We start from the raw sequence: 15,203 nt of genomic DNA, 5'->3' as shown, positions 1-15,203 counted from the left end.
AATTGACAGCTTTTATATCCTCAAGATTTAAAACGAATTGTTCTTTATGATTTGATAAAAGCTAACAAATCTTTATTTATCGTCGCAGCTTCTGTCGCCGGCATTCCATGGGGGAAACCCGGATATGAAATCAATTTTCCATTTTTCAAAAGCTTTACTGCCTTCGCTCCGCTAATCGGGAATGGCACGATCTGGTCGTCTTCGCCGTGCAGAACGAGAACCGGAATATCCACACTTTTAAGGTCTTCTGTAAAATCTGTTTCGGAGAAAGCCTTAATGCCTTCTACGTGTGCTTTTACTCCGCCCATCATTCCCTGACGCCACCAGTTGTCTCTGATTCCCTGTGATATTTTTGCACCTGCACGATTATATCCATAAAATGGAATGGTAAAGTCCTGATAATATTGCGCTCTGTTGTATGCTGTACCTTCGCGTATTTCATCAAATATGGACATAGGTACACCGTCCGGGTTGCTTGCAGATTGTACCATTATCGGCGTAACTGCACTGATCAGCACCGCTTTGGCTACACGACCTTTCCCATGGTTTGCGGCATAATGGATCACCTCGCCTCCACCGGTAGAGTGGCCAACATGTATCGCATCCTTCAGATCGAGCTTCCGGGTAAGCTCGGCCACATCAGCCGCATAGGTATCCATATCATGCCCTCCGGAAGCTTGGGTAGATCTTCCGTGTCCGCGGCGGTCATGGGCAATAACCCTATATCCCTGCTTAAGGAAGAACATCATTTGTGCATCCCAGTCATCACCGGATAATGGCCAGCCATGATGGAAAACAATTGGCTGCCCGGTGCCCCAGTCTTTATAATAAATTTCGGTTCCGTCTTTTACTGTAATTGTACTCATAGGATTTTGATTTTAGTAATTAATAATATTTAGAAGATATACTTCTGTTTAATATATTTCAGAACAAAATTCCGGAATATAGGCAATACTGCAGACGTATAAATCATGGTTTAAGTGGTACGGGTTATGTATTAATCTATAAGTTAAACAACAATTTGGGATATTGTTTTGGCTTTACACTCAACTTCTCTCCACTCATTTTCGACTACAACAACAGTAGATTAGGCTACATTTCTTCCTTTGTTACTGCGCAACTTTGTATCAACAAAAAAGAAACAGAAGATGAAACCATCAGATTACACGCCCTCCACCGATAGCGAAATAAGTAATCTGATAGCTTCACCATTAAAAAACAAATCAATAAGATGAAAATCATATTAACAGGTTCATTAGGACACATCAGCCTGCCACTCACAAAGGAGTTGGTACAAAAAGGGCATCAGGTTACTGTGGTAAGCAGTAAACCTGAAAAACAGGCGGCAATTGAAGCATTGGGCGCCACGGCAGCCATTGGCGTTATGGAAGACGCGGACTTCCTCACAGCTACTTTTATCGGTGCCGATGCCGTATACACCATGATAGTGGCGGGCAATTATTCTGACCCAAATTTTGACCTGATGGCGGAGGGCCACAAACTGGCATATAATTATTTGCAGGCCATACAGCGGTCGGGGGTAAAGCGTGTGGTTCATTTAAGCAGTATCGGCGCCCATATGGAAAAAGGCAATGGCATTCTTGCTTCTTATCACAATGTAGAGCAGATTTTGGGCACTCTTCCGCCCGATGTAGCTATTACTTTTATGCGCCCCGTTGGCTTTTATTATAATTTATATGCTTTTATACCTGTCATAAAAATGCAGGGTGTTATCGCATCAAATTACGGGGGAAACGACAAGGAACCTTGGGTTTCGCCTATAGATATAGCTGCTGCAGTTGCCGAAGAAATTGTAAAACCGTTTGAAGGAAGAAAAATCCGTTACGTGGCAAGCGACGAACTTACGGGTAACGAAGTAGCCGGCATTTTGGGTGCGGCTATCGGAAAACCTGATTTAAAATGGATCATTATTCCTGATGAACAAGTGCTAAACGGTATGATAGCCGCGGGAATGAATCCAACTATTGCTGCCGGTTTGGTTGAAATGAATGCAAGCAGGCGCACCGTTTTATATGAGGATTATTATCGCAACCAGCCTGTACTGGGCAAAGTAAAAATGACGGATTTTGCCAAAGAATTTGCCGCTGTTTACAATCAAAATTAATTATATTGTGTTATGCCAGGTATGCAGCCTCTCCGGATTAAGACGATAAGCGAATATCATAAGGTGACAGGGCTCCCTAAACCGGAGCACCCTTTGATCACGGTGATCAACTTTGAAGACCTCAAACATTTGCCCGGCCGGAAATCAAACAATTTTGTGTTTGATTTTTATTCCATCTCGCTCAAAAAAAATTTCAATGCCAAATTAAAATATGGTCAGCAGCAATATGATTTTGATGAAGGGATCATGTTTTTCATGTCGCCCGGGCAGGTGTTTGGGATCGAGGTTAATAACGATGAAGAATTAAGGCATACGGGGTGGATGCTGCTCATCCATCCCGATTTTTTATGGAATACCCCCCTGGCGAAAGCAATGAAGAAATATGATTTTTTTGATTATTCGGTAAATGAAGCATTGTTCCTGTCGGAAAAAGAGGAAGCGACCATTATCGGCCTTATGCAAAACATTCAGCAGGAATATCATTCTAACATTGATAAATTCAGTCAGGACATTATTATTTCACAGCTTGAATTAATGCTCAATTATGCCGACCGATTTTATCACCGACAGTTCATCACCCGAAAAATAACCAACCATCATATCCTCAATCGTTTGGAAGATATTCTGACAGAATATTTCAGCAGCGATACTTTAGCGAAAAAAGGATTGCCCTCCGTCCAATACATCGCTGACACGTTAAACATATCAGCCAGTTATTTAAGCGGATTACTGAAAATGCTGACAGGCCAAAGCACTCAGCAGCACATCCACAACAAACTCATCGAAAAGGCAAAGGAAAAATTGTCCACCACCGATCTATCTGTAAGCGAAATTGCATACGGGTTGGGTTTTGAACATTCGCAGTCTTTCAGCAAACTATTTAAGACAAAAACTAATTTCTCGCCTTTGGAGTTCAGGGCTTCGTTTAATTGAGTTATACGTTTTACGTGGTACGTTATACGTTTTGTGTGTTAAGGTCGAACCGCCCAGGCCAGGCCGTCTGCACCGCGTATATCAATGTGTCCGCTTACTTCTAATGTTTTAAGGTCTACTACCGCGACATAATTATCGGCAGTGCAACCGATGAATGCGCGTGATCCGTCGTCGTCCACTAATATACCCGCCGCGCCGTGGCCGGTGCTTAATCGCTTAATCTCCTTGTGCGATTCCACATCGTAAATAAACAGATCGCCGTTTCTCAGGCTTGTGATCAGCACTCGTTTACCATCTGGCGTAAATTTCAGCCGGTTAGCACCAACAACCTTCGCATCAATTGTACCAATTGCTTTTTTGGAGGCGATATCTATGATGGTGATGATTCCTTCATCAGACCCGGCCGTCCATAATTCCCGTCCGTCCGGCGACACATCAAAACCTTCAGAACCCTTACCTACGGGGATAACCGTCTGTACCCAGTCCTGATGCGGTGGCTGTGTGAAGCCGGCCGGATTTGGCTTTGGTTTGATCAGGCTATCCACCAGAATGCTGACTGTTGCTGAGGAGACATTGGTTGTGTAAACCCTTTTTGCATCGGGTGTTACATAGATCATATGGGTGCGGTCTTGTCCCGTACCCATACACCAATCTAATTTGTCGGTTGCCGGGTCATAGCTGGCAACTGTTTTAGTGCCTTCTGCTGTGAACCACACTCTATTGGCGGCGAAAGTTAAGCCATGCGGCCCCATAAATGGTTTTGTATCAATTGTGGGTAAAGGCTTTTGCGCTACAAGATCAATAACATTCAACTCGTGTAAACTACCTCCTCCGTAGATCGTAACATAAGCCGTCTTCCCATCAGCCGAGGCAATAACCTCATGCGGATCGGAACCAACCGGCACACGCGCGATAACTTTTAGCGTACCCGGATCTATGATCGCCAGAACATGATCGCCTTTTGAAAGTGCAAGCAGCGATTTCGGCGGTGTAGATTGGGCAGTGCACGCTGTTACAGAACAGACTAACGATAGCCCTAATAAGCTTACAGCAACTTTTAGTAAATGACGGGTTTTCATAATTGAATGTTTATATAAATGTACAGTGCAAATCATTAAGTCATATCTGAGCTGACTCTGATTTTTTTTGTTCGCAGTCGATATTAATGGTCACTTCGTCTGACAGGGTCATACTTGAACTGCCAACCCCAAAATACAGCCTGTTTATTTTAAATGTACCTTTAAATTCAATTGTATTCCCCTTTTCCAAATAAGTAAAAGGCATTTCAATTTGTTTTGATTTATCTTTAATGTTAAGGGTAAACGTCCCAATATAATTATTGCCGCTTTTATGCCTAAAGGCGACTGATTTGAGCGAAATTTTCAGATAGCGCGCAACATCAAAGAAATCTTCGCTGCGCAGGTGCTCGTCTTTACCTGTATTGCCGGTATTGATCGTGGCAACATCAACAGACGCCTCAATTGTACTCGCGTTCAAATTAGCCGGTATAAAATGAAGCTTCGCTGCAAGGCCGCCAAATGAACCACCGGTATTGATACCCAGGTTTTTAATTTCAAACGTTATGGCCGATCGTGTAACGGAGGACTGCGCACTTAAAGTGCCTGAATAAACCGCAGAAATGATCGCTATAAAAACAAAAAATCTCTTCATAATAATTATGCAATGATAACCCTGTTTATTTGCCTGAAGGGGGTGCTGCCGGACCACCCGGAGGAGGACCGCCCGGGCCTCTGTGCTCGTCTGGTATTTTCACCTCGGGATGTGCCGTACCATTATGGCAAGTATTGCAATTAACGCCTGCAGTTAATACCATTCCCAGCGAGTCCTTTTTAGCCTGGAAAAATTTCTTATTGATCTTTGCTGTCATCAGGAACATATGGCGGGCTGCTTCTTTTTCCGGCTTTGCATCACTCGCAAAATCCATTTTCCCGGTTTGATCATTACGCGCATGACAAAAATTACAATGTACGCCCAGGGAAGCCGACCAAACATCCATCTCATGATCCAATACACGGAAAGATATGTTTTTAGGGAAAACTTTCAAGTTGACCAATTTAGGCGGGGCTTGTTGTTGAGGCGATGTAGCAGCAACACTTAAAGCAACTACCCCAAGTACGCCAACAGTTATAATGAGTTGTTTTTTCAAATACATAAAATGTGTTTTTGGTATTCTAAGGTAATTACCTATAACATCAACTTTTTTAAAAATCGACCTAGAGTGAGAATTTATAGATGAAAAGGTAGGATTTGATCTACCGTAGGATTATCAGCATGCCTGTAAATTCTGCTTTTATAATCAATATGCAATTAGGAGACTCCTATGGAGTCTGGCATTGTCTGATTTTTTCTACAAACAGGGAGCTCCCATGGAGCTAATACTAGTTTTTCAATTTGATTTTTTATTCCGTTAGGAATATCCTGTTTATAGAATAACCCAGCCAGTGTATTTGGGTTCCGTAGGCGCCTCCTTCTAAAATTTGTAATTTTAATAAGGTTGCTCGTGTTAGAAAAATGCCATCTATTGGGTTGTTTTGGGTATTTCACTAAATTTGTATCTATGGCAATCGAAATAAAACCTGAATTATTAAAAGAGATAGCCGAGTATTTGGATACAGGCATGCTCTGTTTTTACAATAAAACTAATGGTGAATTGGTAACTTATCCTGAGGGATTAGAAGATTCGGGACTTGAAGACGAATGGACTGAAGAGACCGGTAAAATTGAAGCCTCGCCCGACGATTATTTAGAAATTGAAAAAATGAGTAGTCACGAAGCGTTTGAAGTAATGGAAAACTTCATCGATGGCATAAACCATATACCTACGCACAACAAATTTATCGATGCCATCTCCCGTAAAAAACCATTCGCGCACTTTAATGACATGCTTACCTATTATCCCGATCTCCGGGAACAATGGTTTGCCTTTAAACTGCAAAACTATATTGAGTTTGTCAAAAGTCAGATTGAATTATATGGAAGGCTCGAGTCTGATTGATTGTTTGCCAAATGAAGAATCATTAGATTGGGTGATTCTTGATATAGAGAAAAAACAATTGAACTGCAATTGAATCAACAAACCGCAATTTTTCTCTTCACTTAACTTTTAAATCATCAACTGTTAAATAGGTTTTTTTATACTCGTTTAATATCTTGGTTATTTTTGCAGGGATCTTATATTCAAACAGGTGTATGATCCAGACCGTAATTGCCAGTAATCCTTTTGTATCGACAATCGCTTTACCAAGCATCCAGATATCTTTATCCCGCCCGGCAATCAGCTTATTAAAATCGTCATTTTCTTTGGGATATAGTTCTTCTGCAAAACACCATGCACCATCCCTTGCATTGTCCATCGCGAATTGAATAAATAATGAATCGTTCTTTGAGTGCATCCCCGCCAGGGATAATAACGGAGAAATACGATCAAGCTCGCTGACCACCTGGTAGGTTAAGGATGCCAGTATAGTATTGATGGTATTAAAATCATTTTTCATATCGGCCAATGGCAGATTTTGTTCTTTGGCTACCACTATTACTGCTACGCCAAGATCGAGGTTGATGTGTGCGTTCATGCCGATCAGCAAATGCTGCAATACCAATACAGACGACTTCCCGGCCATTTCAAAAGCCACCTGCCATGATTGCGACATCTGCGTATGCTCTTTGTTTATCCACTGATCATAAGCAGTAATGTACCTGTTGGCGAAAACCACGTCAAATTGTTCCATCCTCGCGCCATTCTCAAATTCTTTGGTTTGAATTCCCTGCTTAACCCGGCAGGTAACTTTATGATATAAGGCCGCAAAATAACCCGCGCGATTATTTGAAGCTACTGAATTAGCTATAATTGTTTCCAGCTGAGCTATTACTTCATCAATATTTTGGGCAGGCACCATACATTTTTGAATGAATAGGTTAATCTAATTTAAACACTTCCCGGCAACTTTATCATACGCAAATAATCGATCATGGCCTGGTTAATATCACCGTTCATATTCTCGTTAGCATCTTTAAATTGCAGAGTTACGACATGTTTGCCTTTTGACAATTTCACTTTAACCGAATTGCTGAAACCCCAGTTAGACCACTCCCCTTTTCCTCTTTGCGGAAATACAAGAGTACCCGCAAAATGCTCATCCACATCTAAAGTACGTATGGCGCATTTATTTTCGGTATTGATTGGGCCGTTACCATTAGCATATTTAAAATCAATAGCATAAATACCATCTTCTTTTATATCAACAGTGATAGTTAAAGTTGTATTTTTTGTTTTGCTGATCTCCACAAAACCTTTTCCCGAAAAGCCCTGGTAGGGTAGCTCAGACGGATCGGCAATACTTTCGGCCTGGATAATATTTACCGCTTTTGCAGGTATGGTTTCAAGCGGTTCACTGTTAAATGAGCTTATGCCTTTGGCATCCACTGATGCAACCTGGTATTCGGCATATTCGTTTGTGTTGACAGGAAAAATTAGTCCATTGATAGAAGCAATTTTTTTACCATTCTTTATCACATTATAAGCGGTGCCCCGGCTTGCCTTTTCCCATGAGATCTTTCCTTTTTTATAAATAACAACAGGTGTTTCAGGTGCTACATAATTTGGCGCCATGTTACTCTTTCCCGTAAGTATATTATCAGCTAAGATGATCTTAATGGCATGCCCGTCTTTCAGATCAGCAGGGATTCTATGATTTGTTACTGGTTTCCCGTCCAATGTCATGCTTTTGATCTTATTGCCAAACCCCTGCATACTGATATTCAATATAGCGTTACGGTATTTATAATGCTCAAGTGAACGATCGCCGGCTAATGCTTTCGGTACAAATGGCTTAAATTCAAGGCTGTTCTCATTATAATGGATACCGAACAAAACTCTATAAACCAATGCAATATTACCCGAAAGGCTCCAAAGCATATTACTTGAGTTGATCTGCGTACCGGCATAATCACCATCCGTGGCTACAAAGTTTTCCTTGTTGGTTAGGAACAAAGCGGCAGGGCGGTAAATTGCACTGATCGCCCTGATCAAAGACTCCTCATTGCCTGCTTTTGCCGATGCCATAGCCCAATAGGTTTCTACAAATGGCCATACTGCATTGTTATGATAAGGCAATATGCCGGGTATCTGTGGATAGATACAAGGTATTCCGAAAGCATTAACCGGTGTGTTGCTGATCACGCTTTGCTGCTTTTCTGCATCAACCGCGTCAAACAATATGGCAAGTGCTTCGCCTAATGCTTCGGACCGGAGCGAAAGCATTTTAAAATTACGGCCATACAGGTATTGTCCATAATAACCTTTAGTGGGTATCCATAAATTTTCCTGTATGCCTTTTTTTATGATATCAGCCCGTTGGGTATATTTTGTAACAGCAGCATGGTCATTAAAAACTGCAGACATTGCTGCCAATACTTTATTCACCTGGTAATGCACCACATTGGTTCCCAGGCATTCAGATTCGTAAATATCCGCAGGCTGCATCCATTTGGGATAGGTTTCTTCGCGCCAATCCAGGAAAGATGATTCGCCCCTTACCAACCCGGTTTGCTTATCATACACATTTAAGACATCATCCTCTGCGGATTTTTTGATGATCTGGTAAGCTTTAGTCAGCCAATCTTTATCTCCGGTCACTTTGTATACTTCCCATGCGGCTACTGCCCATATCATTCTGTCGGATGAGCAAGGGTATGCACCGCCCGTGCCTGTATCCTGTATAATGCGGCCGTCTTTTACTTTTTTGAGCAAACTGTAAACAGCAACCTTTGGCTGTAATATGGCCATTGACAGAATGATACTGTAACTGATGTCCCTTGTCCAAACGCCACCCCACTCTTTACCAGTACGGAAAGTGCTATCGGGTTCTACTGCTTTCTGCATTTCCTCTAACGCCAGATTGTATATGGCATCCGATATTTTATAGGTTGAATGGTATTGAGGGAACGCGCTTACATCGCGGCTCAGTTTCCATGAGGATGCCAGTTTGTTTTCATCTTCGGGTTTGTTAAGTATCAAGGTAGTTTCATAAATACCGTCGCCATCCGGATCTTTCAGTTCCAGTTCTGCATGGTTAACCAAATTGTTAAAGTCCCATATCATAGGTGCGGTATTACCCGCTACAAACACACCTTTAAAATCGTTCTTATAAATTTTATCACCATTAAAACAGGTGTAATAGCCCTGATCTTTAAATTCTTTAAGTACAGCACGCATGTCCAACCGGATTTTAAATTGGGTGGATGGTTTCAGATAGATACCTTCGTTAGCAGATTTGGTCTCTGTATTTACTTTCCCGAATTGAATTAGAGGTGTTTCATTTGATTGATCACTACAGACATAATGGTGATTGACACCGGATACCATCTCGTTATCCTTGCCATTGATGCTGAATTTAAACTCAACCACCGGACTTTTATACATATTAGCCGGACTACGGTAATCAGAGGTTAGTTCAGTAGTAGAAACTGCCTTTGCAGTATATTTCCCCTGTACTACACGATCCGGATAAATGCTGTAGACTTTTGAATTGTATATGGGTTTGTCATTTTGTGCCATAGCAGAGCCACTTATCAGCAACAAACCGAAAATAGAAAAGTGTGAAAATCTCATCGGATGAATTTGAGGTAAAATAAGGGATAAATTCAGTCAAATCCTTTGTTAATATTCTAATTCTTCTTTTTCTTCGACGTTCTTAAGAATATCGGCCTTATCGAGTAAAGCCGGTCGTAACTTCTTATCGGACATAAGTTTTAACTGATCACCGATGTGTTTACTGTCTTTTTGGGATGCATTGCCATAGCTGAGCGAGACCATTGCTTTTACAGGTTTGCTAAATTCAGTAATGGCCACATACGAATCGCCGTCAACTGCCTTCAATTTGTTATTCCTATCCGGACGGAAGCCGATAGCCCGGTATGAGCCAAAAAGAGAAAAACATCCATTGGCAGGCAGATCGATATTGCCGATTCTGAAACGAAATACACTGCCCCAGCTCACATCCAGTGTACCATAACGTTTCATTACTTCTGTTGCAGCCTTGTTTAACTTCCGGGCTACATAATCTGCATTTTTTATTCCGCTTGGTGTGCTTATGGGGTGCTCTGCCGACCATGGATTTTTAAAAACCGAATCAGGGTTCATATTAAAACAGCATTGAACAAATAATACTGCTCCCCTGCTGGCCGTATCGGTATGTCTATCCCAGACTTTCAGCACATCAACAGCTTTGCGGGTAAGGCTATCAGAAGAAGTGCTAGCGGCAGCTAGCATGTCGTCCAAAAATCGGTCTGCCACTTCAAGACCAGTATTCAGTTTATAACCGACCAAATCATCAAAAGTGATGGCATGGTTATCTTTTATCAAATTGATTATACGCTGTTCGCGGAAATCGCGTACGTACCAATAATCCGGTGATACATATGCGGGATATTTTTGGGGATCTAATACCATTGGATAAGTACAAAGCCACGGTGCATCATTGGAGTTTTGTACAAAGCCGGATGGCGGGTTAAGCACTTTAGGAAGTGTATTATAAGGAAGCATCTTTGTCCAGATATATTTGGATGAAGTTCCGTCTACTTTACGTTTCCAGAACTCAAAATCACCTTCTGACCTTTCGGGGATATTACCGCCAAATAAATACATCACATTACCTTTGTCATCAGCATAAACCACGTTAAACATAGACATCTGCAGCATTTTTTCTGCTGATTCAAACTGGGCAAAATTGGTTGCCTTTGCCATTTTATGGTATTGTTCGTTAAAGTAAGGGTTTTCGAGTCCGGCTACGCGCACAGCATAGGCCTTGCCATTTTTCTCGCCCATTACAGGGCCCTGCTTTGAATATTTACAAACCAGGTGCTGCTCTTTCAAAGTGCCATCGCTTTGCTTTACTTTCAGGATAACATCACGTGTTTCAAAAGAGACTACTTTACCATCCAGCAAATAGCCATTGTCTTTTAAAGTAAGCTCATACCGGGTAGATGCATTAATGGGATTTACAGTATGCGTCCAGCCCAAATGATCATTAAAGGCGATGGCCAGAACGGGTATCCCAATCAACGTTGCCCCGTAGGCGTTAAAGCCCGGAGCATTCAGATGCGCTTCGAAAAAGGTATAAAGCCCCTCCCATGGTAAATGCGGATTGGCCATCAGCATAGCATGTTTTGAGGCCGACCGGCTTGCAGCTATTGCCAATGCATTTGAGCCGGGGATCGTTTCTCTTATAGAATCATAAATATCACCAGCGGCAACAAAATTCAGGCTGATATCATTAATGGTATGGGCAATAACATCTGCAGGTACAACCGGCAATATTTGCTGATTCTGCCTGTCAATCGCTTCGGGGTGGGCTTTTGCGTAATCGTTAATGCCTTGTACAAAGGCATCGAGATAAGATTTATATTCTGAATGTTGCTGCTCATATATTTTTTGTGATACCTGTGTCAGGTTAAATTTGTTGATGATCTCATCAGACCTCAGGTTATTTTTCCCCCAGTACTCTGCTGCCCTTCCACGCGCTACCCCATATAAATGCAATACCAGGTTTGCATGATTGTGCATCTGTGCCCAGCCAAAGGCGTAATACATACCGGCAGTTGTTTTGCTGAAGATATGCGGCACACCATAATTATCCCATAATATCTCTGTTTTTTGTGGCTGAGCATTCGCCGTTCCAAAAATCAACACAAAAAAACATGCGGCTAAAATGCGGATCTTTATAGGCAGGAAAGGGTTTTTCATAATTTAGGTTGAAGATAAGTTTGATATTGAAGATACAAACAATTGCAGGGTACCTACAAATAAAAAAACGACATCGATTTAGACAGACAAGATTGTTGATATAAGTTATAGTATTACTTATTTTGTTTATTATTGAAATAACTACCCATCATCCATTTGATCTGCATGGAAAACCGGAACATAGCTGAACCTCTTATCGAGTATATCAAAAAGCGGATTACTATAAGTGAAGAAGAGCTTACCGAAATACTGAGTTATTTCGCAACAAAAAATATAAAAAAGAAACAGCTCATCATTCAGCCTGATTTTGTGGCCAGGCACCGGAACTATGTGATCAAGGGTGGTTTTCGCGCCTATGTGATCGATAAAAAGGGCGATGAACATACAATCCAGCTGGCAATTGAAGACTGGTGGATAACAGATTATAATAGTTATGTTTTTCAACAGCCTGCTACCATGTTTGTCGTTGCGCTTGAAGATAGCACCGTGTTGCAAATAGACTATACAAGTGAACAAAAACTGAAGGCCGCCAACCATAGATACGAAACCTTTTTCAGAATGATGGCTGAGCGTTCTGCAGCTTATCAGCAACGGCGCCTTATCTCTAACCTGACACAGACTGCCGAAGAGCGTTATAATGATTTTTTAGAAAGATACCCTCTGCTGGTTCGGCGGGTACCGCAATATGCCCTGGCCTCTTATCTGGGAATGACCACCGAATTCCTTTCAAAGATCCGCAACAAAAAGGTAAGGAGAAAAAGTTGAACTGGTTCAACCATATTTCCTAACCTGGTTCATCTTAAAAAAAAAATATATAGCAGAACTTTGTATAGTTAATTTTATAAAAAGATCATGTCAGGAAAATTAAAAAATAAAATAGCTGTTGTTACAGGTGGTAGCAGCGGCATTGGTTTGGCTACTGCAAAATTGTTTGCGGATGAAGGTGCAAAAGTGGCTATAACCGGTCGTAAGTTAGAAAACTTGAACAGCGCCGTAGCTGAAATTGGCAACGGATCAATTGGTGTTCAGGGAGATGTAGCTAACTTAGCTAACCTGGATCAATTGTATAAAACAGTTGAAACCAAGCTGGGTAAAATAGATGTGCTTATTGTAAACGCCGCAATTTATGCTTTGGCTCCATTAGCCGATTTTAGTGAAGAAATGTTTGATCAGTTGAGTGATATCAACTTTAAAGGCACATTTTTTACTGTTCAGAAAGCATTGCCTTATTTGAATGATGGCGCTTCAATCGTACTTACCTCATCTGTAGTAGCTGAAAAAGGGGTTCCGAACCATTCAGTTTATGCGGCATCAAAAGCAGCAATAAGATCATTAGCCAGAAGTTTCTCAGCAGAACTGCTAGACCGCAAGATACGTGTTAACGTACTAACACCCGGCCCGATAGACACACCTGTTTTTGAAACAGTCACCTCTACAAAAGAAGAGGCTGAAGCGGTAAAAGCCGGCATGGGGGCATTTACCCCAGCTAAGAGAGTAGGCACCCCACAGGAAGCCGCAGCAGCAAATCTTTACCTTGCATCAGATGATTCGAGCTTTATGATAGGCAGTGAGATATTATTGGATGGCGGTATACGATCGTTATAATTGGTGTTATGAATATAATTCAAAATCCCCCCATGAATTTTGCAGGGGATTTTGATATTTGCCAGGATTAGTAATCCTGGCAAATTAATATCAAGGCAGATTTTAATTATTGATAAGTAGCCGCAAGTTTTAGTGCCTCATAGGCATTTACAATACCACCTGTAATGCATATGTCCTCAAAAGGAACTTTGTGTTCGCTTTCACCATCTTTAACAATTACTTTATGCTGAACTTTTACAACCGATTTTAGTATAATTTCTTTTACCTGTAATGCTGTTAATTTTGGATAATATGAACGAATAAGAGCTGCCAAGCCTGTTACTACCGGGGCTGCCATACTGGTGCCATCATGCACAGTATAAGTTGAATTAGGCGTGGTAGAGTTGATTTCCATACCAGGGGCAAATACATCTACACTGTTTTTCCCATAGTCTGAAAAGAATGCCTTTAAATTTTTATCATCTTTTATACCTGATGCCCCTACCTCTATCCATGCTTCGGCAACGCCACTTTTATCCTCATAAGTACGGTTTGGAAAATGTTGTTCAATATCATTATTCTGACCATCATTTCCGGCAGAATGTATGATCAACACGTCTTTGCTCATCGCGATCTTAACAGCCTCATCGACCGCTTTTTTATCATATGAGTAGGATTTACCAAAACTCATATTGATCACTTTTGCTCCGTTGTTAGCCGCATAACGTATTGCATTAGCTACATCTTTATCTCTTTCGTCGCCATTTGGTATAGTACGCACAGACATGATCCGCACATCATTAGCCACCCCCATTACGCCAAGATCGTTATCCCTCACTGCGCCAATGATGCCTGATACATGCGTACCGTGATCAGCGTCCGGTCCGGTTACATCATTATTGCCGTAAAAATGTTCACTACTATCTGTATAGTTATCTCCGACAATCGAACGGGGATCATAATCGATGTTATAATGATAATTTAACCGCTCTGAAAAGTGTTTAAGCGCATCGTCTATTTCATTCTTTCTGAAATCGGCAAGATCTTTATATTTACCCAGGTTTTCTACCATTATTTTCTTAACATATACTTCCCTGTTATTTTGAGGTTCATAATTTTGAAAATCTGTTAATCCCGGGTCAGACTTACTCATTTTAGGCAGCATATCTTTTAACATCTCATTAAAATTCGTGATGATGGTATAAGTCCGGCGTGCCTTCTTTACCTTATCAGCCAGATCGTTACGCATCTTTTGATAAGCATAAAAATCCGTCAACTCTTTACCCTTCAAGGCTGTAGTATCTTTTCCTTTAAATTCCATCGTATATAAATGAACAAATCTCACCAATTCTGTATTGTCGAAATGCTCGTCTCCATTTACCGATCCGATAAAATCCCAGCCATGTATGTCATCCACATAACCATTCTTGTCATCGTCGGTGTTGTTGCTTGCGGTTTCGGCGGTGTTTATCCAGATAACCTGTTTTAAGTCTTCATGATTAATATCCACGCCTCCATCAATTACGGCAACAACCACTGTTACATGCTTTTTGTCTTTCAGTAATTCATTGTATGCTTTTTCTGTGCTTATCCCAAACACTGTGTCTGTTTTAAGATCGAGATTTTGCCAATTCTTTTTCGCCTTTTGAGCAACTTGTGCTTGTGAACAAATTGGCAGACAGATGCTTATAGCTACTATAAGCTTTTTAACCGGGAATAGATTCTTCATTTTTTGGAATAGGATTTAGGTATTAAGCCACTAAAATAGTTTTTTATCCGGTTTTATAAAAAACAAGA

13 protein-coding genes are annotated in these 15,203 nt (G+C 41.2%); 5 read left to right on the top strand and 8 right to left on the bottom strand.

The genetic code is table 11. The annotated features are described in order from the left end of the window. Positions 1 to 44: 44 nt before the first annotated feature. Entirely contained in the window at positions 45 to 866 is an 822-nt protein-coding gene (locus ACPPVU_RS05460) for an alpha/beta fold hydrolase (protein WP_426670678.1), read from the bottom strand. A gap of 365 nt (positions 867 to 1,231) precedes the next feature. Here ACPPVU_RS05460 and ACPPVU_RS05455 point away from each other — a divergent pair, with 365 nt between their 5' ends. Together ACPPVU_RS05455 and ACPPVU_RS05450 are read left to right on the top strand one after the other, a co-directional pair. Continuing rightward, positions 1,232 to 2,125, top strand: coding sequence for an NAD(P)H-binding protein (locus ACPPVU_RS05455; protein ID WP_426670677.1), 894 nt, complete (start codon positions 1,232 to 1,234; stop codon positions 2,123 to 2,125). A 12-nt stretch (positions 2,126 to 2,137) separates the two neighbouring features. Beyond that, entirely contained in the window at positions 2,138 to 3,058 is a 921-nt protein-coding gene (locus ACPPVU_RS05450) for a helix-turn-helix domain-containing protein (RefSeq protein ID WP_426670676.1), read from the top strand. A gap of 38 nt (positions 3,059 to 3,096) precedes the next feature. On the opposite strand, the gene ACPPVU_RS05445 is transcribed toward ACPPVU_RS05450, so the two are convergent. From ACPPVU_RS05445 to ACPPVU_RS05435, 3 genes are read right to left on the bottom strand one after another with little or no spacing between them, the layout of a single operon-like run. Continuing rightward, a complete protein-coding gene (locus ACPPVU_RS05445) occupies positions 3,097 to 4,137 on the bottom strand; it encodes a YncE family protein (RefSeq protein ID WP_426670675.1) in 1,041 nt (346 codons plus the stop codon). A gap of 40 nt (positions 4,138 to 4,177) precedes the next feature. After that, positions 4,178 to 4,729 carry a YceI family protein gene (locus tag ACPPVU_RS05440; protein WP_426670674.1) on the bottom strand — a complete coding sequence of 184 codons (552 nt, stop codon included), beginning with the start codon at positions 4,727 to 4,729 and terminating at the stop codon, positions 4,178 to 4,180. A gap of 25 nt (positions 4,730 to 4,754) precedes the next feature. Further along, positions 4,755 to 5,231 carry a c-type cytochrome gene (locus ACPPVU_RS05435; RefSeq protein ID WP_426670673.1) on the bottom strand — a complete coding sequence of 159 codons (477 nt, stop codon included), beginning with the start codon at positions 5,229 to 5,231 and terminating at the stop codon, positions 4,755 to 4,757. Positions 5,232 to 5,636: 405 nt separating this feature from the next. Between ACPPVU_RS05435 and ACPPVU_RS05430 the strand changes: the two genes are divergently transcribed. After that, positions 5,637 to 6,074, top strand: a complete 438-nt coding sequence (locus ACPPVU_RS05430; protein ID WP_426670672.1) for a UPF0158 family protein — start codon at positions 5,637 to 5,639, stop codon at positions 6,072 to 6,074. 97 nt (positions 6,075 to 6,171) lie between these two features. Here the strand turns inward: ACPPVU_RS05430 and ACPPVU_RS05425 are convergent, their stop codons facing one another. Genes ACPPVU_RS05425 through ACPPVU_RS05415 form a run of 3 tightly spaced genes read right to left on the bottom strand, consistent with a single transcriptional unit; the run spans position 6,172 to position 11,822 of the window. After that, positions 6,172 to 6,975, bottom strand: a complete 804-nt coding sequence (locus ACPPVU_RS05425; RefSeq protein WP_426670671.1) for a DUF5995 family protein — start codon at positions 6,973 to 6,975, stop codon at positions 6,172 to 6,174. Between the two features lie 29 nt (positions 6,976 to 7,004). Then, positions 7,005 to 9,689 carry a glycogen debranching protein gene (locus tag ACPPVU_RS05420; protein WP_426670670.1) on the bottom strand — a complete coding sequence of 895 codons (2,685 nt, stop codon included), beginning with the start codon at positions 9,687 to 9,689 and terminating at the stop codon, positions 7,005 to 7,007. Positions 9,690 to 9,737: 48 nt separating this feature from the next. Then, the gene (locus ACPPVU_RS05415) at positions 9,738 to 11,822 is read right to left on the bottom strand and encodes a penicillin acylase family protein (protein ID WP_426670669.1); all 2,085 of its coding nucleotides are present in this window, start codon (positions 11,820 to 11,822) and stop codon (positions 9,738 to 9,740) included. Between the two features lie 165 nt (positions 11,823 to 11,987). Between ACPPVU_RS05415 and ACPPVU_RS05410 the strand changes: the two genes are divergently transcribed. Both ACPPVU_RS05410 and ACPPVU_RS05405 read left to right on the top strand, forming a co-directional pair. Continuing rightward, positions 11,988 to 12,587: a Crp/Fnr family transcriptional regulator gene (locus ACPPVU_RS05410; protein ID WP_426670668.1), complete on the top strand. Its 600-nt coding sequence runs from the start codon at positions 11,988 to 11,990 to the stop codon at positions 12,585 to 12,587. A gap of 87 nt (positions 12,588 to 12,674) precedes the next feature. Beyond that, positions 12,675 to 13,427, top strand: coding sequence for an SDR family oxidoreductase (locus ACPPVU_RS05405; protein WP_426670667.1), 753 nt, complete (start codon positions 12,675 to 12,677; stop codon positions 13,425 to 13,427). A 106-nt stretch (positions 13,428 to 13,533) separates the two neighbouring features. On the opposite strand, the gene ACPPVU_RS05400 is transcribed toward ACPPVU_RS05405, so the two are convergent. Then, positions 13,534 to 15,135: a S8 family peptidase gene (locus tag ACPPVU_RS05400; RefSeq protein ID WP_426670666.1), complete on the bottom strand. Its 1,602-nt coding sequence runs from the start codon at positions 15,133 to 15,135 to the stop codon at positions 13,534 to 13,536. Between the last annotated feature and the right edge of the window lie 68 nt (positions 15,136 to 15,203).

Origin of the sequence: Mucilaginibacter sp. McL0603, from assembly GCF_049992945.1 — a bacterium.
Classification (GTDB): Bacteria; Bacteroidota; Bacteroidia; order Sphingobacteriales; family Sphingobacteriaceae; genus Mucilaginibacter.
This window is presented reverse-complemented; position numbering and strand designations above follow the sequence as displayed.